The sequence below is a fragment of the Actinokineospora auranticolor genome (assembly GCF_002934265.1).
Lineage (GTDB): Bacteria > Actinomycetota > Actinomycetes > Mycobacteriales > Pseudonocardiaceae > Actinokineospora > Actinokineospora auranticolor.
Window position 1 is genome coordinate 710355 of sequence record NZ_PTIX01000001.1, and the last position, 24808, is coordinate 735162.

Genomic DNA, 24808 nt, shown 5'->3' on the forward strand with positions numbered 1-24808 from the left:
CCTCGCCGCTCGCCCGCGAGATCGCGCCGGTCTCCGGACTGAGCGATTTCGCGGGGCCCCCTGGGGCCTCGCGAAATCGGGAGGGAAGAGATCGGATCAAAGGCGATCTGGCCGCCGAGGCGGAGCCTCGGCCATTGTCACAGCTCTCGCCGCCTCGGCGGAGCCGAGGCCATGTCACAGCTTTGGTGGCGGTTTGGCGCGCGGTGATGAGCTGGTGGCGTTGCTGGAAAGCGAACTGAGCGAGTGACGGGAGCCGTGCCGCCGATGTCTAGCGAGGACACACTTCGCGACTACCTCAAGCGCACCACCGCGGAGTTGCTGCGGACGCGCACGCGGTTGGAGGAGGTCACCTCCGCCGCGCGGGAGCCGTTGGCGGTCGTGTCGATGGCGTGCCGCTACCCCGGTGGGGTCGGCACCCCGGAGCAGCTGTGGGACCTGCTGGCCGACGGCCGCGACGCCGTCGGGCCGTTCCCCACCGACCGGGGCTGGCCCGCCGACCTGGTCGACCCCGACCCGGACAAGCCCGGCACCACCTACTCGGGGTCCGGCGGCTTCCTGCACGACGCCGCCGACTTCGACGCCGAGCTGTTCGGCGTCGGCCCGCGCGAGGCGCTGACCGTCGACCCGCAGCAGCGGCTCCTGCTGCACACCGCCTGGGAGGCGTTCGAACGGGCCGGGATCGACCCCAGGTCCGTGGCCGGGCAGCGGATCGGCGTGTTCGTCGGCGTCATGTACGCCGACTACGGCTCCCGCCACGGCCGCGCCCCCGACGGTTTCGAGGGCTACATCGGACTCGGCAGCGCGGGCAGCATCGCCTCCGGCCGGGTCGCGTACGCCTTCGGGCTGGAGGGACCGGCGCTGACCGTCGACACCGCGTGCTCGTCCTCGCTGGTCGCCCTGCATTACGCCGCCCAGGCCATCCGCCGCGGCGAGTGCGCGCAGGCCCTGGTCGGCGGCGCGACCGTGATGGCCACCCCCGGCACGTTCGTCGAGTTCTCCCGGCAGCGCGGCCTCTCCCCGGACGGCCGGTGCAAGGCCTACTCCGCCGACGCCGACGGCACCGGCTGGGCCGAGGGCGTCGGCCTGCTGCTCATCGAACGCCTCTCCGACGCCCGGCGCCTCGGCCACCCCGTGCTGGCGGTCCTGCGCGGCAGCGCCGTCAACTCCGACGGCGCCAGCACCCAGCTCTCCGCCCCCAACGGCGCCGCCCAGCAGCGCGTCATCCGCGCCGCGCTCGCCGACGCCGCCCTCACCCCGGCCGACGTCGACGTCATCGAGGGCCACGGCACCGGCACCCCGCTCGGCGACCCGATCGAGGCCGGTGCCCTCGCCGCCACCTACGGCGCCGCGCACTCCGCCGCCGACCCGGTGCTGCTCGGCTCGCTCAAGTCCAACATCGGCCACACCCAGGCCGCGGCGGGCGTCGGCGGCGTGATCAAAGCGATCCTCGCCCTGCGCAACGGCACCCTCCCCGCCACCCTGCACGCGGCCACCCCGTCCCCGCACCTCGACTGGCCCACCTCAGGCCTGTCCATCGCCACCACCGCCACCCCGCTCCCGCCCCGCGACCGACCGCACCGCGCGGCCGTGTCGTCGTTCGGCATCAGCGGGACGAACGCGCACGTCATCATCGAAGCCGTCCCCGAACCGGCCGCCGCGGAACCGACCCTAGGCGAAGACGGTGCCCCGGTGCCGTTGTTGCTGTCGGGTGCGAGCGCGGCGGCTGTCCGGGCGCATGCCGAGAGCATCCGCGCTTTCCTCGCCGCGGGCGGCGACCTCGCCGACACCGCGCACACCCTCGCCACGGCGCGCGCACGACTCGCGCACCGGGCCGTCGCGGTCGGCGGCACGCTGGCGGAACTGGACCAGGCGCTGGCCGCCGTCGCCGCGGACCTCCCGTCGCCGCGCGCGGCGGTGGGGGACAGCGTGCGGGTCGAACAGCCCGTGTTCGTCTTCCCCGGGCAGGGCGCGCAATGGGTCGGCATGGCCGCCGCGTTGCTCGACCAGGCGCCCGCGTTCGCCGACGAGATCCGGCGCTGTGCCGACGCCTTGGCCCCGCACACCGACTGGGACCTCGTCGACGTGCTGCGCGGTGCCGACCCGGAGGTGTTCGCCCGGGTCGAGGTCGTGCAGCCCGCGCTGTTCGCGGTGATGGTCGGCCTCGCCGCGCAGTGGAAGGCGGTCGGGGTCACCCCGGCGGCCGTCGTCGGCCACTCGCAGGGCGAGATCGCGGCGGCGTACGTCGCGGGCGCGCTCGACCTCGCCGACGCCGCCAAGCTCGTCGCGCTGCGGTCGCGCGCCATCGCGGCCATCGCGGGCAGCGGCACCATGGCGTCGATCGAACTCGCCGCCGACGAGGTCACGGAGCACCTGCGGGACGGGGTGGTGATCGCCGCGATCAACGGCCCCCGCTCAACCGTCGTCGCCGGACCGGTCGACGCCGTCACCGCGCTGGTCGAGTCCTACACCGACGTCCGCGCCCGAGTGATCTCCGTCGACTACGCGTCCCACTCGCCCGCCGTCGAGGCGCTCCGAGACGACCTGACCACCGCCTTCGCCGAGGTCCGCCCCCGACGATCCGCCGTCGAGTTCCACTCCACGGTGACCGCGGGCCCGATCGACACCACCACTCTCGACGCCGGGTACTGGTTCGACAACCTCCGCCAACCGGTCCGCCTCAGCGACACCGTCGCGGGACTGGCCGCCGCCGGGCACCGGGTGTTCCTGGAGATCAGCCCCCACCCGGTCCTCACGGCCGCCCTCGGCGACACCGTCCCCGACGGCACCGCCCTCGGCACCCTCCGCCGCGAGGACGGCGGCCTCGACCGGTTCCTCGTCGCCGCGGGCCACGCCCACGCCGCAGGCGTCGCCGTCGACTGGTCCGCCCACACCCCGGGACGCGTCGTCGACCTGCCCACCTACCCGTTCCAACTCCGCCGCTACTGGCTCGACACCGTCACCACGCGCGGCGCCACGTCCGCCGAACACCCGCTGCTCGACGCCGTCGTCCACGGTGCCGACGGCAGCGCCTTGGTCAGCGGGCACATCCCGGGCACCGGCTGGACCGCGGCGCACCGCGTCGGCGACCGCACCGTGCTCCCCGGTACCGCCCTGGTCGACCTCGCGCTCGCCATCGGCGCCGAACTCGGCCTACCGGACGTGCGCTCCCTTTCCCTGCTGGCACCCGTAGACGTCCCCGAACGCGGCATCGACCTGCAAGCCACCGTCAGCCCCGACGGCGACCTGACCGTCTACACCGGATACTCCCGTGCTTGGGTCAAGGTCGCCACCGGAGTCCTCACCGCCGACGACACCCCGGTTCCACACCCTCCAACCTTCCCCGAAGGGCACACCGTCGAGGTCGCCTACGAGACGCTGACCGGCGTCCACTACGGCCCGGAACTCCGCGCCCTCAACGCAATCACGCGCGGCTCGAACACCGTCACCGCCGAAGTGGCCGTCCCCGAACCGATCCCCGGCCACGCCATCATCCCCGCCCTGCTCGACGGCGCGATCCAGGCCCAGTTCCTCGCCCGCCCCCGCGACACCATCACCGCCCCCTTCGACTTCACCGCCGTGCGACTGCACGCCCGCAACGCCACCGCTCTCAGGTTCCTCATCACCGAAACCGGCACCGACACCATCGCACTCACCGCTGTCGACCAATCCGGTCTGCCCGTCCTCACCATCGACGCCCTCACCTTCCGCACCATCGACCCGACCACCGTCGCGGCCACCACCCACGCACCTGCCCCACGCACCCGCCAACTTCGCAGCGCGGACGCGGGCAACGGCATCGGCGCCACTCCCGACGCCGCGCTCGCCACGGTCCGCAAGGTCGTCGCGGGCCTCCTCGGCCACGACTCACCCAACGCCGTCCGCCCCGACCTGCCCTTCCGCGACCTCGGCCTGGACTCCATGACGGCAGTCCAAGTCCGCGACCACCTAGCGAAGCTCACAGGCACCCCACTCCCCGCCACCCTCGTCTTCGACCACCCCACCCCCCGCGACCTGGCCCGTTTCCTGACCTCCCAGGCCACCGAAACCCGCCAGATCACCAGAAATACCGACGAACCGATCGCCATCGTCGCCACCGCCTGCCGCTACCCCGGCGGCGTCACCTCTCCCGAGGACCTGTGGCGGCTGGTCGAATCCGGCACCGACGCCATCGGCGAGTTCCCCGACGACCGCGGCTGGGACCTGGCCGCCCTCTTCCACGACGACCCGGACAACCCCGCCACCTCCTACGCCAGGCACGGCGGCTTCCTGCACGACGCCGCCGACTTCGACCCCGCCTTCTTCGAGCTCAACCCCCGCGAGGCGCGCGCGGTCGACCCGCAGCAGCGGCTGCTGCTGGAGACCTCGTGGGAGGCGGCGCAACGCGCGGGCATCGACCCGACCACGCTGCGCGGCAGCCGCACCGGTGTCTACTTCGGACTGATCTACACCGAGTACGGCGCCCGGGCCCGCACCGCCCCCGGCGAGCACGGCGGCTACCTCGGCACCGGCAGCGCGGGCAGCGTCGCCTCCGGCCGCGTCGCCTACACCCTCGGCCTCACCGGGCCCGCGCTCACCGTCGACACCGCGTGCTCGTCGTCGCTGGTCGCCCTGCACCTGGCCGCGAAGGCCCTGCGCGACGGGGAGTGCGACCTCGCCCTGGTGGGCGGCGCGACCGTGATGGCGACCCCGGACACCTTCGTCGAGTTCTCCCGGCAGCGCGGCCTGTCCCCGGACGGGCGCTGCCGAGCGTTCGCCGACTCGGCCGACGGCACCGGGTTCAGCGAGGGCGCGGGCGTGCTGCTCGTCGAGCGGCTCTCCGACGCCCAGCGCAACGGCCACCCGGTCCTCGCCGTGCTGCGGGGGTCGGCGGTCAACCAGGACGGCGCCTCCAACGGCCTGACCGCGCCGAACGGCCCCTCCCAGGAACGGGTCATCCGCGACGCCCTGCGCGCCGCCGGGCTCGGCCCCGCCGACGTCGACGCCGTCGAGGCGCACGGCACCGGCACCACCCTCGGCGACCCGGTCGAGGCGAACGCGATCGTCAACACCTACGGCGCGCCGCGACCCGAGCCGGTGCGGCTGGGCTCGCTCAAGTCCAACATCGGCCACACGCAGGCCGCCGCGGGCGTCGGCGGGGTGATCAAGATGGTCGAGGCGCTGCGCCGCGAGACCCTGCCCCGGACCCTGCACGTCGACGCCCCGAGCACCCGGGTCGACTGGTCCGACGGCGTCGCGCTGCTCACCGAGAACACGCCGTGGCCGCGCGGCGCCCGCCCGCGCCGGTTCGGGGTGTCCGCGTTCGGCATGAGCGGCACCAACGCCCACGTGATCATCGAGGAGCCCCCGATCGTCGAGGACCACCAGGCGGTCGAGCCCCTCGCCCGCCCGGTCCCGCTCGCGCTGTCCGCCAAGTCGCCCGCCGCGCTCCGCCTGGCCGCGAGCCGACTGCGCGACTACCTCGACGCCGAGCGCGACCTGGCCGACGTCGCGGCCGAACTGGTCCGCTCCCGGCCCGAGTTCGACCACCGCGCCGTGATCGTCGCGACCGGCACCGAGCAGGCCCGGGAAGCCCTGCACGCCTTGGCGTCCGACGAACCGCACCCGTCCGTCGTGACCGGGCACGCCACCGGACCGCACGAGCCCGTCTTCCTCTACCCGGGGCAGGGCGCGCAATGGGACGGCATGGCCACCGCGCTCCAGCAGTACCCGCCCTTCGCCGAACGGCTCGCCGAGGCCGCCGCCGCGGTCGACGCCGTCACCGGGTGGTCCCTGCTGGGGCACCTCGCCGGGCAGGGCCCGGACGCGTCGGTCGACGTCGTGCAGCCCGCGTTGTGGGCGACGATGACCGCGCTCACCGCCGTGTGGCGGTCCTTCGGTGTCACCCCGGCCGCGGTGATCGGGCACTCCCAGGGCGAGATCGCCGCCGCCGTCGCCTCCGGCGCGCTCGCCCTGCCTGCCGCGGCGGCCGTCGCCGCGCTGCGCAGCCGGGCCATCCGGGCCATCGCCGGGCGCGGCGCGATGCTGTCGATCGCCGCCCCGGCCGCCGAGGTGGAACCGCTGCTCGAACCGGGCGTCAGCGTCGCCGCGCACAACGGCCCCCGCGCCACGGTCGTCGCGGGCGACCCCGACGGCGTCGCCCGGGTCCAGGCCCGGTTCGACGAACTCGGCGCACGGACCCGGCTGATCGACGTCGACTACGCCTCCCACACCGCCCACGTCGAGTCCATCGCCGACGAGATCCGGTCCGTGCTCCCCGAGGTGGTGCTCGGCGAGCCGACCGCCCAGGTCTTCTCCACCGTGTCCGGCGCGCTCGCCGAACCGGACGGCCTGTTCCAACCGGACTACTGGTACCGGAACCTGCGCCAGGCGGTCCGCCTCGACCCGGCCGTGCGCGCCGCCGCGGCGGCGGGCCACCGGGTGTTCATCGAGATCAGCCCGCACCCCGTGGTGTCGGTCGCCGTGCAGGACACCCTCGACGAGGTGGACCGCCCTGACCTCGCCGTCCTCGGCACCCTCCGCCGCGGCGACGGGGGACTGGACCGCGTCCTCGCCTCGGTCGCCGAGGCCTGGGTGCGCGGCGTCCCGGTCACCTGGGCGGGCTACCTCGGCGACCGGCGCCGCGTCTTCGACCTGCCCGCCTACGCCTTCGACCGCAGGCGGTTCTGGCTCGACGCCACGACAACAGCTCCCGCCCGCCCCACCGGCCACCCGTTGCTGGACACGGTCATCCGCACCCCCGACGGTGTCCTCACCCAGGGCACCGTCGCCCTGAGCACCCACCCGTGGCTCGCGGACCACGCCGTCGAGGGCACCGTTCTGGTCCCCGGCGCGGCACTCACCGAACTCGCCGCCCACACCGCCGGTCTCCTCGGTGCCCCCACCATCGCCGAACTGGTCCTCGCCCGCCCGGTCGTCCTCGGTGACGACCCGGTCGAGATCCAGGTCGCCGTCGACGCCGACCGCGCCATCACCATCTCCACCCGCCCCGGGACCCACGACACCCCGCTCGGCGCCGAGTGGACCGTCCACGCCACCGGTTCCGCCACCGCCCCCGCACCACTCGGCGAGTGGCTCCCCGCCTGGCCGCCCGCCGGCGCCGAGCCCGTGCCGGTGGACGCGGTCTACACCGACCTCGCCACCGCGGGCTACCACTACGGCCCGAGCTTCCAAGGCCTCCGCGCCGCCTGGCGCCGCGCCGACGAGGTCTTCGCCGAGATCGAGGTCAACGGCCCCACCGGCTTCGCCCTCTCCCCGGCCCTGCTGGACACCGCGCTGCACGGCGTCGGCCTGGTGGGCTGGTTCTCCGGCGCCACCCGCCTGCCCTTCACCTGGCGCGGCGCCACCCTCACCCCGGCCGACGGCAGGCTCCGCGTCTGGCTCCGCAAGGGCGACGACAGCGTCACCGCGCGCATCGCCGACCCCACCGGCCGCGTCGTCGCCGACATCGCGGGCATCGACTTCCGCGCCGTCGACCTCGCCGACGTCCCCCTGCACCACGTCACCTGGGAGGCGGCCACGCCTGCCGAGGCGCCCGCGCACACCGTTCTGCACGTGCCCGCCATCGGCTCGACGAGCCTGGAAAGCCACCTGGCGGACTTCGCCGACGCGCTCCGCCGGGCGCTCGCCGCGGACAGCGGCACGATCGTCGTCCGCACGACCGGCGCCGTGGCCGCGGTGCCGGGGGAGCGGCCCACAGTGGACGGTGCCGCCGTGTGGGGGCTCGTCCGCAGCGCCCAGTCGGAGGAGCCGGGCCGGATCGTGCTGCTCGACAGCGCGAACGAGCGCGTCGAGGCGCTCGCCGCGGACGAACCGCAGCAAGCCGAACGCCACGGTGGCCTGCTGGTCCCCAGGCTCCGCGGGCTCGCCGCGCCACTGCCCACCCCGGACGCGGAGGACTGGCGGTTGGCGGCCGGGGCGGGCGGATCCGCCGACGACCTGGTCCTCAACCCCCTTGCGCCGCAACCCCTCGGGCCGACCGACGTGCGGATCGCCGTGCGCGCCAGCGGTCTCAACTTCCGCGACGCCATGCTCGCCCTCGGCATGTACCCCGGCGCCGCCGACCTCGGTACGGAAGGCGCGGGCATCGTCACCGAGACCGGCACCGACGTCACCGGACTCACCGTCGGCGACCGCGTCTTCGGCCTGATCAGCGGCGGCATCGGCCCGTCCGCCGTCACCGACCACCGCCTCGTCACCCGCATCCCCGCCACGAGGACCTTCACCGAGGCAGCCGCGATCCCGGCAGTCTTCCTCACCGCCTACTACGCCCTACGCGACCTCGCCGCCGCCAAACCCGGCGAATCCGTGCTCATCCACTCCGCCGCGGGCGGTGTCGGCGGCGCCGCCATCCAACTCGCGCACCACTGGGGTCTGACCATCCACGCCACGGCCTCACCCGCCAAGTGGCCCGCCGTCGCACACGCCGCGACCATCGGCTCCTCCAGGGACCTCACCTTCGCCGAACCCATCGCGAACGCGGGCGGCGTCGACATCGTCCTCAACAGCCTCGCCCGCGAGTTCGTCGACGCCTCCCTCGACCTCCTCAGGACCGGCGGCCGGTTCATCGAGATGGGCAAGACCGACATCCGCGACACCGTCCGCCCCGACATCACCTACCGCGCCTTCGACCTCATCGAAGCGGGCCCCGACCGCATCGCCGAGATGCTCGCCGACCTCGTCGCCCTGTTCGAAGACGGCACCCTCACCCCGCCACCGGTCACCGCCTGGCCCGTCGACCGCGCCCCCGAAGCCATCCGCCACCTCCAACACGCCCGCCACATCGGCAAGGTCGTCCTCACCCTCCCGACCCCGCGAGACCCCGGCGGCACCATCCTCATCACCGGCGCCCCCGGCGGCATCGGCGCCCACCTCGCCCGCCACCTCGTCACCCGGCACGGCGCCGAACGCCTCCTCCTGCTGAGCAGGCGCGGCCCCGACTCGCCGGCCGCCGCCGAACTCAAGGCCGAACTGGGCGACGCCGTCGAGTTCGCCGCCGTCGACGTCGCCGACCGCGACGCACTGGCCAAGGTCATCCCCGACAACCTCACCGCCGTCTTCCACGCGGCGGGCGTGCTCGACGACGCCACCCTCCCCGGCATCACCGAGGACCGCCTGCGCGCCGTCCTCGCCCCCAAGGTCGACGGCGCCCGCCACCTCGACGAGCTGACCCGCGACCACGACCTCGCCGCGTTCGTCCTGTTCTCCTCGGCGGCGGGCCTGGTCGGCAACCCCGGCCAGGGCGGCTACGCGGCGGCCAACCTCGCCCTCGACGCCATCGCCGCGCGCCGGGTCCGCGACGGCCTGCCCGCCACCTCCATCGCGTGGGGGCTGTGGGCGTCCGACAGCGCCATGACCGGCGACCTCGCCGCCGCCGACCGGGCGCGACTCCGCCGGACCGGGCTGCTGCCGTTCACCCCGGCTCAGGGCCTCGCCGCGCTCGACGCCGCCATCGCCGCCCACGTCCCCGACCCGGTCGCCGTGCGGCTCGACACGACCGTCCTCGCCGCGGGCGAACCACCCGCCGTGCTGCGCGGCCTCGTGGCCAAGCGGCGGGCCGCGCCGCCCGCGGAAACCCCCGACCTGGCCGCGCGCTTGGCCGCCGACCCCGAACAGGGCCGCGATCTCGTGCTGGGCACCGTGCGCGGCACGGTCCGGGCCGTGCTCGGCGGCGGGGTCGCGGGCGACGAGGACCGCACCTTCAAGGAACTCGGGTTCGACTCGCTCACCGCGGTCGAACTGCGCAACCGGCTCGGCAAGGTGACCGGACTGCGGCTGTCGGCGACGGTGGTGTTCGACTACCCGACCCCCACCGCCCTGGCCGACCACCTGCTCGGCAGGCTCGCCCCCGCGCCCACCCCGCAGGCACCGACCGACGTGGACGAACTGTTCGCACTCATCGACGCGCAGCTGCGCTGAGGGGACGCCATGACCGACGAGCGGAAGCTGATCGACTACCTGCGCCGCGCGAGCGCGGAGCTGGCCACCACCCGGGCCGAGCTGGCCGCGGCCCGCGCCGAGTTGGCCGCGCGGCGCGACCCCGACCCGATCGCCGTGGTCGCCACCGCCTGCCGCTTCCCCGGCGGCGTCGACTCACCCGAGGACCTGTGGCGGGTCGTGGACTCCGGCACCGACGCGCTGGGCCCGTTCCCGGACGACCGGGGCTGGCCCGCCCACGACGGGGTGGGCGGGTTCTTGTCCGGCGCTGGCGGGTTCGACGCCGGGTTCTTCGGCATCGCCCCGCGCGAGGCGCTGGCCATGGACCCGCAGCACCGGGTGCTGCTGGAGATCGCGTGGGCCGCGCTGGAACGCGCCGGGCTGCGGCCTGCCGACCTGCGCGGCAGCCGCACCGGGGTATTCGCCGGGGTGATCCAGCAGGAGTACGCGCCGCCGGTCACCGCGGGCCCCAGCCCGCTCGACGGCTACTTCATGACCGGCAACGCCGCCAGCATCGCGTCCGGCAGGCTCGCCTACACGTTCGGGTTCGAGGGGCCCGCGGTCACGGTCGACACCGCGTGTTCGTCGTCGCTGGTCGCGCTGCACCTGGCCGCGAAAGCCCTGCGTGACGGGGAATGCGACCTCGCCTTGGCCGGTGGTGTCACGGTGATGGCCACACCACGCGTGTTCAGCGAGTTCGCCCGGCAGGGTGGGCTCGCGGGGGACGGGCGCTGCAAGGCGTTCGCCGACGGCGCGGACGGCACCGGGTTCGGCGAGGGAGCCGGCCTCGTTGTGCTGCAACGACTCTCCGACGCTCGTCGCGACGGGCGGACCGTGCTCGCGGTGCTGCGCGGCTCGGCCATCAACTCCGACGGCGCCAGCAACGGCATCACCGCCCCGAACGGGTTGGCCCAGGAACGGGTCATCCGGGCCGCCTTGACGAACGCCGGGTTGGCGCCCGGTGACGTCGATCTGGTGGAGGCGCACGGAACCGGGACCGCGCTCGGCGACCCGATCGAGGCAGGCGCGCTGCTCGCCGCGTACGGGGACGGCCGCGCGACGCCGCTGTGGGTCGGGTCGGTGAAGTCCAACATCGGGCACACCCAGGCCGCCGCGGGCATCGCCGGGGTGATCAAGGTGATCGAGGCGCTGCGGCACGAGACCCTGCCCGCGACCCTGCACGCCGACACGCCCAGCACGTTGGTCGACTGGACCGACTCGGTTCGCGTCATCCGTGCGGCGCGGTCATGGCCCGGCGGGTCGGTGCCTCGACGGGCGGCGGTCTCGTCCTTCGGGATCAGCGGCAGCAACGCGCACGTCATCATCGAAGAGGGCGACCGCGCTTCGTCCGAAGTGGACAATTCTGCTCCCGCGGTTCCGTGGGTCTTGACCGGGCGGTCGGCCGAGGCGGTCCGGGCGCTGGCGGACCGGCTTCGGGGTCGGCTCGTGGCAGGTGATGATCTGGCATCCGTCGCTCGAACCCTCGCGCACCAACGGACTCACTTCGCGCACCGGGCGGTGGCCGTCGGCGCTGATGCCGCGGAGCTGCGCCGCGCGCTCGACACCGTGCGACCCGCCGAAGCGGGCAGTCCGCGAGTCGGGTTCGCGTTCAGCGGGCAGGGGACGCAGCGGGTGGGCATGGGAACCGAGTTGGCCGAGGCGTACCCGGTGTTCGCCGAGGCATTCGACACCGCTTGCGCCGCAGTCGATGCCGGGGGATACGCCAACGCGCCGCTGCGGGACTTCCTCCGGGAGGCGCCGCGCGATGAACTCGACCGCACCGAGAACACCCAGCCCGCCCTGTTCGCCTTCCAGGTCGCGCTCGCGCGGCTCGTGGCGAGCTGGGGCGTGCGACCGGCTGCCGTGCTCGGCCACTCCGTCGGGGAGATCGCCGCCGCGCACGTGGCCGGTATCCTGACCTTGGCGGACGCGGGCAGGCTCGTGGTCGCGCGGGCCGCGGCGATGCAGGCGGCCCGGCCCGGTGGCGCGATGCTTTCGTTGCGGGCGGAGGAAAGCGAGGTGCTGCCGACCCTGGACTCCCGCGTCGCCATCGCCGCGGTGAACGGCCCCCGGGCCACTGTCGTCTCCGGCGACGCCGACGCCGTGCGGTCGCTCGCCACCGCTTGGCGCGCCCGAGGAGTGCGGACCAAGGCACTCGCGGTCAGCCACGCGTTCCACTCGTCGCACATGGAGCCCGCGCTGCCCGTTCTGCGCGAGGTCGCCGGTTCGATTCCTCTCACTGAGCCGGAAGTGCCGCTGGTGTCCACTGTGACCGGTGCGGTCGCGGGCGCCGGTGTGCTCGCGGGGGAGTACTGGGCCGAACAGGTCCGGCTCCCGGTCCGCTTCCACGACGCCGTGCGCGCGCTGGGCGACCTGGGCGTGGACACCGTGCTGGAGATCGGCCCGGACGCCACCCTCACGGGCATGATCGCCGACATCCGCCAGGCCACCGCGCTCGCCGCGTTGCGGCACCCGGCGACCGAGGCGGTGTCCGTGGTGTCGGCCGCGGGTGCGCTGTTCGAACGCGGCGTGCCCGTCGACTGGGCGGCTGTCCTGGGGGAGGGGCCGCACGCGGAACCCGCTTCCGTGCCCACGTACCCGTTCCAGCGCGAGCACTACTGGCTGCGGACGATCACCACGACTGCCGTCGCCGTCGAGTCCGCGCCGCCGGAGGTCACCCTGGTCGACCCCGCGGACGAAGACGCGCACGAGGTCATCATGTCGGCGGTCCGCGAGTCCGTGGCCGCGGTCCTGGGCCACGATTCGGCCGGGCTCAACGTCACCGCCGACCTCCTCGACCTCGGTCTGACGTCCTTCGGCGCCTTGGAGATCGCCGACCGGATCACCCGGGCGACCGGTCTGGCGCTGCCACCGGCAACCCTGTTCGACACCCGCACTCCCGCCGCGCTCGCCGACCGCCTGCACGCCCTGCTCGCGCCAGCGGGCCACGCGAACTGAGGACACCCATGACCACCGAGGACATCCACCGGGCGCCCGTTCGGACCGCACTGGACGAACTGCGCGCCCTGCACCACGACGGGCTCCTGGCGACGCACTACGACCGCGTACCCGCGCTGCTCGCCGATCCCGCCGACCGCGCCGCCGCGGGACGACTGCTGGCCCGCGTCGACCCGGACGAAGTCGCCGCCCTGCATTCCGGTCTGCCGACCGCGTCTGTCGCGATCACCGGCAGCGGCACCCTCAACGCGCTCGGCACGGCGCTGACCGCGGAACTCGCCCGTCACGGCTACCTGCCGCGTGTGCGGGTCGCGGACTTCAACACTTACGCGTTCGATCTCGACGACCCGTCCAGTGATCTGTACGCCAACCCGGCTGACGTGACGATCGCGGTGCTCGATCACACGGCGGTGTTCGGTGAGGTGCCGTCGCCGTTCACCGTGGCCGATGTCGAGACCGCGCTGGCCGCCAAAATCGCGCACTGGACCCGCCTCGCCAGCCGCTTCGCCGACCACGGCACCGGGACGCTCGTGCTCAACACCGTGCCGCTGCCCCGCGAATGGGTGGGGCGGATCATCGACCACCCCGGCCGCGCGCGCCTGAGCGCGGCGTGGCGGCGGGCCAACGCGGACCTGCTCGACCTCGGGTCGGCGCCCGGGCCGGTCACGGTTCTCGACCTCGACCCGCTCGTGGACGGGGTTCCGCTCGCCGATCCCCGGTTCGCCACCTATGCGCACGCGCATCTGTCCGACGAACTGCTTGGCCGCTACGCGCGGGATGTCGCGCACCTTGTACGAGCGCGCACCGGTCGTCTTCGCAAGGTGTTGGCTCTTGATCTCGACAACACGTTGTGGGGCGGGGTTCTCGGCGACGACGGTGTCGAGGGGATCGAGGTCGCGCACACGCCGCGCGGGGAGGCGTTCCAGGCTGTCCAGCGGCTGGCGCGGCAGTTGCAGTCGCAGGGGGTTCTGCTCGCCGCTGTCAGCAAGAACGACGCGGACACCGTCGCCGCCGCCTTGCGCGACCACCCGGACCTGGGTGTTCCGGCGGACGCGTTCGTCCGCGTGATCGCGAACTGGCAACCCAAACCGGACAACCTGCGTCGACTTGCCCGCGAACTCAACGTGGGCATCGATACCGTGGTATTCGTCGACGACAGCGCACACGAGATCGCGGCCGTGCGGGCCGAATTGCCGACAACCACGGTGCACGTGGCGGGAGACCCAGCCGAGCACACCCCCACAATCCTCGCCGACGACTGGTTCGCGACCACCGAGATCACCGACGAGGACAGACACCGGACCCGCCTCTACCACGAGGAGGCGGCCCGCGAGGAGTTCCTGTCCGCCTCCGACTCGATCGGTGAGTTCCTGGCAGACCTGGGAATCTCCGTGCGGCTCGCCCCCGCCACACCCGCCGAGATCGCCCGCGTCGCGCAACTCACACTGCGCACCAACCAGTTCAACCTCACCACGATCCGACTTCAGCAGGATGACGTGGTGGCGTTGACCAAGGACCCGGCCGCCCGGGTGCTGACGATCACAACAGCGGATCGCTTCGGCGGCAACGGGATCGTCGGCGTACTGGTCCTGCGGGCCGCTGGTGCCGAGTTGAGGCTGGAGAACTTCCTGCTGAGCTGCCGGGTGTTCGCGCGCGGGATCGAGCAGGCTGTGTTGTCGCTGGTGTTGACGGCCGCGCGGGAGGGTGGGTTCGTTGCGGTGACCGGTGAGTTCCGGCCGACGGCGAAGAACGGGAAGGTGGCGGAATTGTTGCCGCACTTCGGGTTCGAGACGTTGGCGGAGGGGACGTTCCGGCACGACCTGGGCGAGATCGTGACGATTCCGGAGCATCTGGTGCTTGATGTTGCGGAGAAGATCGTGCCTGATCGGCCGTGACGGCGCGGGCTCTTGGGTGCGGTTCCAGCGGGGTTGCGTTCTCTCGTGGTCCAGGCGCGAGTTTTCGAGCTGCGCTCGATGGGGTGAAACGTCTTTGTGCGGGGCCCCTACGAACCTGCGGTGGGGCAAAGCGGTGGGAGGGGCAAGCCCACCCCACCCGCGGGCGAGCTTGGCAGGTCCGTCCCCCCACACAAAGACGTTCCACCCCATCGAGCAGAGGGTGGGGCGCGGTGGATTGAGTGGTGGGTCGGGCTGGCACACGTCGGCGGGTGGCGGGTTCGGCTTGGCGGGGTGGGGAAGGGTTGCGAGGCAACCTGGGTGGGGTGGGCGAGCGGGGCTTAGGGGGTGGAGTCCAGGCTGGCGCAGGTCGGCGGGTAGTGGGCCCGGCCTGGCGGGGTGGGGACAATTGCGTGGTGGCCTGGCCTGCGCGGGCGTGTGCGGCCTGGCTGGGACTGAACTCCCTTTTGTTTTGAACACCCCACCCGGACCCAGGACAGCCCCCGCCCTCCGCCGGGGGTGTGTGTTCGTCGGTGGTCGCCGGTTCTCGGTTTGTGTCGCTCCGTGGTGGTCGCGGTGGCGTATTCGCGTCGGAATCGGGTTCAAGCGGAGTCGGCGGATGCGTTCGAGGTGTCGCGGTCGACGATCGGCCGGGCGATCGCGGCGGTGGCCCCACTGTTGCTGGACGGGCGTGTGAGGTGGGTGTCGGATCCGATGCCGGGACCTCGGAACGACATCGTCGGCCTGGAGGTCTCGCACGTTCTCGAGGGACGGGATCCCGGCGCCTGGCTCGGCGACGAGGGCTGCGTCGGCGGCGGAGTCCTGACCCCTATCAGAAGACCCGGAGACCGGGAGCAGCCCGACCGGGAACGGGAGTTCAACCGACACCACGACTCCCTCCGTGTCGTGGTCGAACGCGCCATCGCCCAACACGAAACCTGGCGCGTTCCCCACACCGACCACCGGCGCCCCGTCAACACCTTCGCCGACACCAGTTCCGCGGTCATCGGCCTCTACTTCTCCGCCGCTGAATAACCCTCTGTGGATAGGTACAGCGGATGGGGACAACTCGCGATCAAGGAAACTCTCCCGCCGGGCAGGCCGCGCGGAGCTGGTTGGTGAACGCCGGAGTCGGTGGTCGGCCCGCTGAGGTGGGGGAAGTGGCGAGATCGCTGTCGTGAGGGGGCGGGTGCGGCCTGGGCAGCGGGGTGAAGTCGATCAAGCTTGACAAGGGGAGGGGGCCTCGACTTGACTTGGGGGTAAGTCGAGTGTGCCTCCGGATGGGGTGCGGGAGGAGTGGGTATGGGGAAGGCTGTCGCGGTGTCGGTGCACGACACGGCGCCCGTGTGGTCCGGGGATACCGCTGGGGACGCGTTGCGGCGCAGTATTTCGTTGGCCGAGGCGGTGGACGAACTGGGGTACGCGCGCTACTGGGTCGCCGAGCACCACAGCACCCCCGCGCTGGCCACCTCGGCGCCCGTCGTCCTCGCCGGGCAGGTTCTCGCCGCCACCTCCACCATCCGCGCCGGTTCGGGGGCGGTGCTCTTGCCCAACCACTCCCCGCTGGCCGTCGCCGAGCAGTTCGGTGTGTTGGCCTCCCTCTACCCGGGTCGGGTCGACCTGGGGCTGGGGCGTGGGTCGGGTGGGTCGCCGGTCTCCGCCGCGCGCCTGGGGGATCCCGTGCGCCGCGAGTTCGACGCCCAGTTCGCCGAGCTGTCCGGCTACTTCGCCAACGCGGGCCGGGGCGTCGGGGGAGTGCGGGCGGTTCCCGAACCCACCGAGCCGCCCGCGTTCTGGATGGTCGGGTCGAGCCCCGGCAGCGCCGCCTACGCGGGCCGACTCGGGCTGCCCTTCGTCTTCGCGCACTCCATCGTGCCCGGTCTCGCCGTCGAGGCGCTCGCCGCCTACCGCGCCTCCTTCACCCCCTCCCCGTGGCGCGCCGAGCCGTACGCCGGGGTCGCCGCCATCGTGGTCGCCGCCGACTCCGAGGACCGGGCCTGGGAACAGGCCAACGCGTTCGTGCTCGGGCAGATCCGGATGCGCACGGTTGACCCCAACACGACCCTGCCCACCGCCGCCGACGCCAAGGCCCACCGGTTCTCCGGGGCCGAGGAGCGCTTCCGCCGCGAGAAGACCGACCCGCAGTTCATCGGGACCCCGCGCACCATCACGCCGCGCCTGGCGGCCTTCCTGGCCCAGACCGGCGCCGACGAGCTGATGGCGCTGACCCAGGTCCCCGACCACGACGCCCGCGTCCGCTCGTACGAGCTGCTGGCGAAAACGGTCCTCTCGCTCTGACCCGCGCCGAGCGCCGCGCCGTCCACCCCGGACCGCGCGGCGCTCTGAGCTGCGCAACCAGCTCTTGATCCAGCCAGTGGACGCGTTCAGCGTCGCTTTAGCGCCGTTCGCCACGGTGTGCCCGCTCCGCGGTCTGCGGGGCGTCGAAATAGCAGGTGAGGAAGAGGTATGAGGTCGCGGTCTACAAAGGCGATAGTGGGTACGCTGCTGCTGGGCACGGTGGCGTCCTGCGGCGGGACGACGGAGGCGGCGGGGCCCAGCGGCGCACCCGTGCGGGGCGGCACGCTGCGGGTCGCGGTCGCGGATGAACCGGAGTGCCTGGACCCCCAGCAGAGCCCCACGGCGGCCAGCAGATTCCTGGCCCGCCCGCTGGTGGACTCGCTGGTCAACCAGGGCGGCGGTGGGCGCATCGCGCCGTGGCTGGCCACCGAGTGGCGGGTCTCGACAGACCGGCTGGCCTACACCTTCACCCTCCGCAAGAACGTGAAGTTCGCCGACGGCGCGGTGTTCGACGCCGCCGCGGTCAAGGCCAACCTCGACCGCGTGGTCAACCCCGCCACCAAGTCGCTGCTCGCCGCGAGCCTGATCTCCGCCTACGACAAGTCGACCGTCGTCGACGAGCACACCGTCGAGATCCGCCTCAAGCACCCCGACTCCACCTTCCTCTCCGCGCTGGCCACCCCCAACCTCGGCATCCAGTCGCCCGCCACGCTCACCGGCGACCCGGCCGCCCGCTGCGCCACCGTGATCGGCACCGGCCCGTTCCGCAGCGCCGAGGGCTTCGCGTCGCAGAAGGGCATCTCCTACACCCGCAACCCGGACTACGCCTGGCCGCCGGAGGGCGCGGAGAACGACGGCGCGGCCTGGCTGGACGCCATCGAGATCCAGATCGCCCCGGACGCGGGCGCCCGCTACGGCGCGCTGACCAGCGGCCAGGTCGACGCCATCGCGAACGTCTCGCCGACCAACGCCCGCGAACTCGGCTCCACCAACGGGTTCGTGCTGCACTCCACCCCGTACCCGGGCATCCCGTTCAGCTACTGGCCCAACACCGCGTCCGGCCCGTTCGCCGACCGGAAGGTGCGCACCGCCTTCCGCCTGGGCATCGACTGGCCGCGCATCACCGAGAACGTCTACTTCGGTGTCTACGGCCCGGCCAAGGGCGTCCTCACCCCCACCACCCCCGGCTACGACGCGTCGCTGGAGTCGCAGTACCGCTTCGACGTGGCCGAGGCCAACCGGCTGCTCGACGGCGCGGGCTACGCCACCAAGGACAGCCAGGGCTACCGCACCAAGGACGGCAAGCGCCTCACGGTCCGGCACATGTGGTCCGACGCGGGCGTGACCGACCTGGCCACCCAGGTGCAGGCAGGCGCCAAGGAGATCGGCATCGAGACCGTGGAGGAGAACCTCGACGGCGGCACCTTCGTCGACCGGCTGCTCAAGGGCGACTACGACCTGATCGACACCAACTTCGCCGCCCCCGGCCCGCAGGTGCTCCAGGTCCTGCTCGGCGCGGAGAACATCCCGACGCCCGAGCGCGGCATCGCCAACAACATGGCCCGCTACACCGCCCCCGCGGTGCAGGCCGACTTCGCCCGCGCCCTCGAGGCGGCCGACCAGGAGTCGCAGTTCAAGGCGTACGCCGACGCGCAGCGCAAGATCACCGACGACGCCGCGGTCTTCCCGATCTACGACGACCGCACCACCTTCGGCGCCACCAGCCGGGTCAACTCGGTCGCCTTCCTCGCCGACGGCGCGCCCGACTTCCACCAGATCTGGCTGTCCCAGTGACCTCGTTGGCGATCAAGTCCGAGCCGCGGCGGGTTTCCCCCGCCGCGGTTCGGGTCCTGCGAGTGGTGGCCGTGCGGCTGCTGGGCGCCGTCGGCGTCCTGGTCGGCGCGGCCACCGCCACCTTCTTCCTCATCCAGGCCATGCCCGGCTCCACCACCGACGTGCTGCTGGCCCGCACCCAGGCCAGTCCGGCCGTGCGGGCCCAGGTGATCGCCGAGTACCGGCTGGACGATTCGCTGTTCACCCAGTTCTTCGCCTACCTCGGCAAACTGGCCACCGGCGACTTCGGCACCAGCTTCGTGCTGCGCCGACCCGTCTGGGACGCCATCGGCACGCAGCTGCCCCGCACACTGGAACTGGTCGCCGCGACGCTCGTGCTGACCGTGGTCGCCTCGGTCGTGCTCGCGGTGATCGGCGCGGGCAGGCGCCGCTGGGCGCGGTCGCTGTTCTCCGGCGTCGAAGGGCTCATCGTCGCCGTGCCGCCATTCTGGCTCGGATTGGTGCTGCTGGGCGTGTTCTCCTTCTCGCTGCACTGGTTCCCCGCCATCGGCTCCAGCGACTTCTCCGGCCTGGTGCTGCCCGCCATCGCGCTGGCCGCGCACCCGGTCGCCGTGGTGACCCGCGTGCTGCGGGAAGGTCTGCTGCGCACGCTCGACGAGCCGTTCGTGCTCGCCGCCCGGGCCCGGGGCATCAGCGAGGTGGCGCTGCGCGCGCGGCACGTGCTGCGGCACGCCGCGCTGCCGGTGACCTCGCTGCTGGGCTGGATCACCGGGTCGCTCATCGGCGGCGCGGTGATCATCGAGATCGTGTTCTCCCGGCAGGGCGTCGGCAGGCTGCTGCTGTCCGCGGTGCAGAACAAGGACATGCCGCTGGTGATCGGTGTCGTGCTGTTGGCGGCCACGGTGTTCGTCGTGGTCAACGCGCTCGTCGACGCCGCGGCCTGGCTGCTGGACCCGCGGACGAGGGAGCACTAGTGGTCACCGCGCTCGACACACCGACCCCGGTCCGCCGCGTGCGGATCCCCAGGGCCGGGATCGCCGCCGCGCTCGTCGTCCTCGCGGTCGTCGCCATCGCCGCGCTCGCGCCCGGGCTGCTGACCGGCGTCGACCCGAACCACGCCGACCTCGGCGCGACGCTGCGGCCGCCGGACTGGGACCACTGGTTCGGCACCGACCAGAACGGCCGCGACCTGTTCGCCCGGGTCGCGCACGGCGCGGGCGCGTCCGTCCTCATCGGACTCGGCGCCACCGGGCTCGCGCTGCTCGGCGGGATCGTCATCGGCACGCTGGCCGCGCAGACCGGGCGGTGGGGCGACGAGATCATCAGCCGACTGCTCGACGTCGTGCTCGCCGTGCCCGGTCTGCTGCTGGTGTTCCTCGTCGCGGCCGTGATGGGCGCGAGCGGGTTCACCGCCACCATCGGCCTCGCCGTCGGCACCGTGCCCGGGTTCGCCCGGGTCGTGCGGGCGGAGGTGCTGCGGGTGCGGGCCTCGACGTACGTGGAGGCCGCGCACGGGCTCGGGCACCCGGGTCCGCGCGTGGTGCTCGTGCACGTCGTGCCGAACGCGGTGGGGCCGGTGTTCGCGCTGGCGACCGTGAGCCTGGGCGCGATGATCGTGGCGTCCTCGTCGCTGAGCTTCGTCGGTCTCGGCCCGAAACCGCCCACCGCCGAGTGGGGCGCGATGCTCGCCGCCGGCCGGGACCTGGCGTCCGTCGCGTGGTGGCCCACGGTGTTCCCCGGCGTCGCGATCACGTTGACCGTGCTGGCCGTCACCGTGCTGGGCCAGCACCTGCAGGCCCGATTCGAGCGGAGGACCGTGTGAGCCCCCTGGTACGCGTCCGCGACCTGGTCGTCGCGTTCGGCGGACGGCCCGCCGTGCGCGGGGTGTCGTTCGACGTCGAGCGCGGCCAGGTGGTCGCGCTGGTCGGCGAGTCCGGCTCGGGCAAGAGCGTCACGGCCCGCAGCCTGCTCGGCTTGTGCGGTCGCGGCGCGGTCGTCGAGGCGGACGAGCTGGCTTTCGACGGGCTGGACCTGCGGTCTCTCGGCGAACGCCAGTGGCGCGGCCTGCGCGGGCGGCGCGTCGGGCTGGTCGCCCAGGACGCGCTCGGGTCGCTGGACCCGCTGCGCCGCGTCGGCGCCGAGGTCGCGGAACCCCTGCGCGAACACCGGATCGTGGACCGGGTGCGGCCGGAGGTGTTGCGGCTGCTGGCCGACGCCGGTGTGCCCGAGCCCGAGGTGCGGGAACGGCAGTGGTCGCACCAACTCTCCGGCGGTCTGCGGCAGCGCGCGCTCATCGCGACCGCGCTCGCCGCCCGCCCGGAATTGCTCATCGCCGACGAACCCACGACCGCTCTCGACGCCACGGTCCAGAAGCAGGTGCTCGGCCTGCTGCGCGCGAAGGCGGCCGCGGGCACGGCGTTGCTGCTGATCAGCCACGACCTCGCCGTGGTGGCCGACCTCGCCGACTACGTGCACGTGATGAAGGACGGCGCGGTCGTCGAGCACGGCGTGCCGGCAGACGTCCTCACCAACCCCCGGCACCCGTACACGCGCGCGCTGCTCAACGCCGTACCGACCGCCGAGCGGCGCGGACGCGGCCTCTCCGGCACCATCCCGGCACTGGATCAACCCGACCGGCGCGTGCCGGGCCGGGAACTGATCACCGTCACCGACGTGGTGAAGCGGTACCGGGTCCGGGGACGGCCGCCGATCACCGCGGCGGCCGGGGTGTCGTTCACCGTGCGCGCGGGGGAGACCCTGGGCATCGTCGGCGAGTCCGGCTCGGGCAAGTCCACCGTCGGCCGGATGCTGCTGGGCCTCGTGGCACCGGACTCCGGCGCGGTCGAGTTCGACGGCGTGCCGTGGTCGGCCCGCGCGGGCGCCGAGCGCCGGGCCGCGCGGCGCCGGATCCAGATGATCTACCAGGACCCGCTGGCGTCCTTCGACCCGCGCTACACCGGCAGGCAGATCGTCACCGAGGCGAACCCCGACCCCGAGCGGGTCGCGGAGCTGCTGCGCCTGGTCGGCCTCGCCGAGTCCCAGGTGGACCGACCGGCGCGGGAGCTGTCCGGCGGGCAGCGGCAGCGGCTGGCCATCGCCCGCGCGCTGGCCGCCGACCCGGCGGTGATCGTGTGCGACGAGCCGGTGTCCGCGCTCGACGTGTCGATCCAGGCCCAGGTGCTCGACGTCCTCGTGGACGCGCAGCGGCGTCTCGGGGTGGCGTACGTGTTCATCTCCCACGACCTCGGTGTCGTGCACCACATCGCCGACCGGGTCCTGGTGATGCGCGACGGCGCCGTCGTCGAGTCCGGGTCCGCCACCGCCGTCCTCGCCGAACCGCGCCACCAGTACACAAAGGACCTGGTCGCCGCCGTGCCCGGAACCGTGCTGCGCCAGGCACAATCGGTTCTGAAGCCCGGCTAAACGATCCTTGCCCAGTCGAATCCCGGAAAATACCTTTCCCACCATGACCGCTGCTCCGCCGTACCCGCAGAAGCGCACCTGCCCTTACCAGCCGCCGGAAGGCTACGCGGCGGTCGAGGAGCAGGGGCCCGTCCTCAAGGTCACCCTCTTCGACGGGCGGGAGGCGTGGATGATCACCGGGTTCCAGGAGGCCCGGGAGATCCTGACGCACCCGAACCTCAGTTCCCAGCGCACGCACCCGAACTTCCCGATCGTGGCTCCCAGGTTCCGCTCCGGCATCGCGCGGAACCTGGCGCTGATCGCGATGGACCCGCCGGTGCACGACACCTACCGCCGGTTCCTCAACCCGCACTTCAGCCTCCGGTCCGCGCGCACCATGCGCAAGGACATCGAGGAGGTCGTCAAGGGGTACGTGGACGACATCCTGGACCAGGGCCCACCCGCCGACCTGATCCCGGCCCTGGCGGTCCCGCTGCCGTCGCTGATCATCTGCAAGCACCTCGGCGTCCCCTACGCCGACCACGACTTCTTCCAGGAGGCCAGCGGGCGGGTCATGCTCGGCACGGAGGAGGACTCCGTGGCGGGCGGCCAGGCGCTGGTCGACTACCTCGACCGGCTGACGCACGACCAGATCGCGAACCCCACCGACGGCCTGCTCGGCACCCTGGTGCGCGAGCGGGTGCAGACCGGCGAGATGAACCACGACGAACTCGTCTCGATCGCGCTGGTGCTGCTCATCGCCGCCCACGAAACCACCTCGTCCTCCCTGGCGCTGGGGCTCATCACGCTGCTGGAGCACCCGGACCAGTGGGCGCGGCTCCAGGCGGACATCTCGGGGCTGCCCCGGGCCATCGAGGAGATCCTGCGGTACGTGGCCACCACGGACCTGGTCGCGACCCGGGTGGCCAAGGGTGACATCGAGATCGGCGGCCACACGATCAAGGCGGGTGAGGGCGTGCTGGTCTCCGGCACCATCGCCAACCGCGACGAGGCCAACCACGCCGACCCGCACACCTTCGACATCGGCCGCCCCGACACCCACCACCTCACCTTCGGCTTCGGCATCCACCAGTGCCTGGGTCAGAACCTGGCCCGCCTGCAGATCGAGATCGCCCTCGAGGCCCTGATCACCCGCATCCCCACCCTGCGCCTCGCCAAGCCGGTTTCGGAACTGCCCATCCTCGGCTCGGGCACGGTCCAACGCGTGCTGTCCCTCCCGGTCGAGTGGTGACCTCGTGAAGATCACCCTGGACCGCGACCGCTGCATCAGCGCGGGCCGCTGCGCCTACGCCGCGCCGACCGTGTTCGACCAGGACGACGACGGCGTCGTGGTCCTCCTCGACACCGATCCCGGGGAGGACGTGGCCCACCTCGTCGAGGAGGCCCAGTACCTCTGCCCGGCGATGGCCATCACGACTGCTTGAACACCTGGAACCACACCGAATACCGAACAGCCCGCCTGCGACCCGGCGGGCTGTTCGGTATTCGGGGCTCGTGGGACCGCGGAGTGCTCAGCGGTTGACGAAGGACATCGAGTGCTCGTTCCACCGCTCGCCCGCAGCGGCGCCTCGCGGCCAGATCGCGTCGATCGCGGCCAGGTCCGCGGGAGTCAGGGTGAGGAACGCGGCGTCGGCGTTCTCCTCCAGGTGGGCCTGGGTGCGGGCGCCCGGGATGGGGACGACGTTCGGGCCCTGGTGGTGCAGCCAGGCCAGGGCCCACTGCGCCGGGGTGGCGCCCGCCTGGGTCGCCAGGTCGGCGAACCGGTCGACCAGGACCAGGTTCGCCTCCCGGTTCCCGTCCTGGAACCTGGGCTGGGCCAGCCTGCGGAAGTCGTTGTCGGCCAACGACTCCAGCGTTCGGATCGCGCCGCTGAGGAAACCCCGGCCCAGCGGCGCGTACGGCACGACGGTGATCCCCAGCGACCGGGCCAGCGGCGCGATCTCCACCTCGATGTCGCGCGACCACAGCGACCACTCGGTCTGCAACGCGGCGATCGGGTGCGCGGCGTGCGCGCGGCGGATGGTCGCGGGTGCCGCCTCCGACAGGCCGATCTCCCGCACCAACCCCTCGCACACCAACTCCGCGAGCGCCCCGACCGTCTCCTCGATCTCCACCGACGTGTCGACCCGGGTCAGGAAGAACAGGTCCAGGTGGTCCACGCCGAGCCGCCGCAGTGAGTCCACACAGGACTGGCGGACGTAGGCCGCGTCGCCGCGGACACCCACGCCGACACCGGGTCCCGGCCGCTGCACGCCGAACTTGGTCGACAGCACGGCGCGGTCCCTGCGGTCGGCCACGGCCTTGCCCAGCAGCTCCTCGCCCGCGCCGAACCCGTACACGTCGGCCGTGTCGATCAGCGTCACCCCGAGGTCCAGCGCGCGGTGGATGGTGCGCACCGCCTCCGCCGGGTCGGCGGGGCCGTAGGCGTCGGACATCCCCAGGCAACCCAGGCCCTGGGCGCCCACCTCCAGCGCGCCGACGCGGCGGCGGGGGAGTCGGGTGATGGTCAT

General features: G+C 73.1%; 11 protein-coding genes and 1 pseudogene. 11 read left to right on the forward strand and 1 reads right to left on the reverse strand.

Annotation, left to right across the window (positions count from 1 at the left end; genetic code table 11):
• Positions 1–264 precede the first annotated feature (264 nt).
• From CLV40_RS02950 to CLV40_RS03000, 11 genes and pseudogenes are all read left to right on the forward strand, one after another.
• The gene (locus CLV40_RS02950; protein WP_104476573.1) at positions 265–9915 is read left to right on the forward strand and encodes a type I polyketide synthase; all 9651 of its coding nucleotides are present in this window, start codon (positions 265–267) and stop codon (positions 9913–9915) included.
• 18 nt (positions 9916–9933) lie between these two features.
• A pseudogene (locus tag CLV40_RS02955) lies at positions 9934–12891 on the forward strand (type I polyketide synthase); the annotation flags it as partial.
• Between the two features lie 8 nt (positions 12892–12899).
• Positions 12900–14786: an HAD-IIIC family phosphatase gene (locus CLV40_RS02960; RefSeq protein WP_104476577.1), complete on the forward strand. Its 1887-nt coding sequence runs from the start codon at positions 12900–12902 to the stop codon at positions 14784–14786.
• 663 nt (positions 14787–15449) lie between these two features.
• Positions 15450–15818, forward strand: coding sequence for a transposase family protein (locus tag CLV40_RS02965; RefSeq protein WP_281261637.1), 369 nt, complete (start codon positions 15450–15452; stop codon positions 15816–15818).
• 267 nt (positions 15819–16085) lie between these two features.
• Positions 16086–17081 (forward strand): MsnO8 family LLM class oxidoreductase, encoded by a 996-nt coding sequence (locus tag CLV40_RS02970; RefSeq protein ID WP_104476581.1) that lies wholly within the window; start codon positions 16086–16088, stop codon positions 17079–17081.
• 195 nt (positions 17082–17276) lie between these two features.
• Positions 17277–18875 (forward strand): ABC transporter substrate-binding protein, encoded by a 1599-nt coding sequence (locus CLV40_RS02975; protein ID WP_219823882.1) that lies wholly within the window; start codon positions 17277–17279, stop codon positions 18873–18875.
• Positions 18872–19849, forward strand: a complete 978-nt coding sequence (locus tag CLV40_RS02980; RefSeq protein ID WP_245930992.1) for an ABC transporter permease — start codon at positions 18872–18874, stop codon at positions 19847–19849. The genes CLV40_RS02975 and CLV40_RS02980 overlap by 4 nt, the downstream gene beginning before the upstream one ends.
• Positions 19849–20697, forward strand: coding sequence for an ABC transporter permease (locus CLV40_RS02985; RefSeq protein WP_245930994.1), 849 nt, complete (start codon positions 19849–19851; stop codon positions 20695–20697). Before CLV40_RS02980 ends, CLV40_RS02985 begins: the two co-directional genes overlap by 1 nt.
• Positions 20694–22298 carry a dipeptide ABC transporter ATP-binding protein gene (locus CLV40_RS02990; RefSeq protein WP_104476585.1) on the forward strand — a complete coding sequence of 535 codons (1605 nt, stop codon included), beginning with the start codon at positions 20694–20696 and terminating at the stop codon, positions 22296–22298. The genes CLV40_RS02985 and CLV40_RS02990 overlap by 4 nt, the downstream gene beginning before the upstream one ends.
• A gap of 43 nt (positions 22299–22341) precedes the next feature.
• On the forward strand, positions 22342–23529 hold the full coding sequence (locus CLV40_RS02995) for a cytochrome P450 (protein ID WP_104476587.1): 1188 nt from the start codon (positions 22342–22344) through the stop codon (positions 23527–23529).
• Between the two features lie 4 nt (positions 23530–23533).
• Positions 23534–23722 (forward strand): ferredoxin, encoded by a 189-nt coding sequence (locus tag CLV40_RS03000; protein WP_104476589.1) that lies wholly within the window; start codon positions 23534–23536, stop codon positions 23720–23722.
• Between the two features lie 87 nt (positions 23723–23809).
• Here the strand turns inward: CLV40_RS03000 and CLV40_RS03005 are convergent, their stop codons facing one another.
• On the reverse strand, positions 23810–24808 hold the full coding sequence (locus tag CLV40_RS03005) for an aldo/keto reductase (protein ID WP_104476591.1): 999 nt from the start codon (positions 24806–24808) through the stop codon (positions 23810–23812).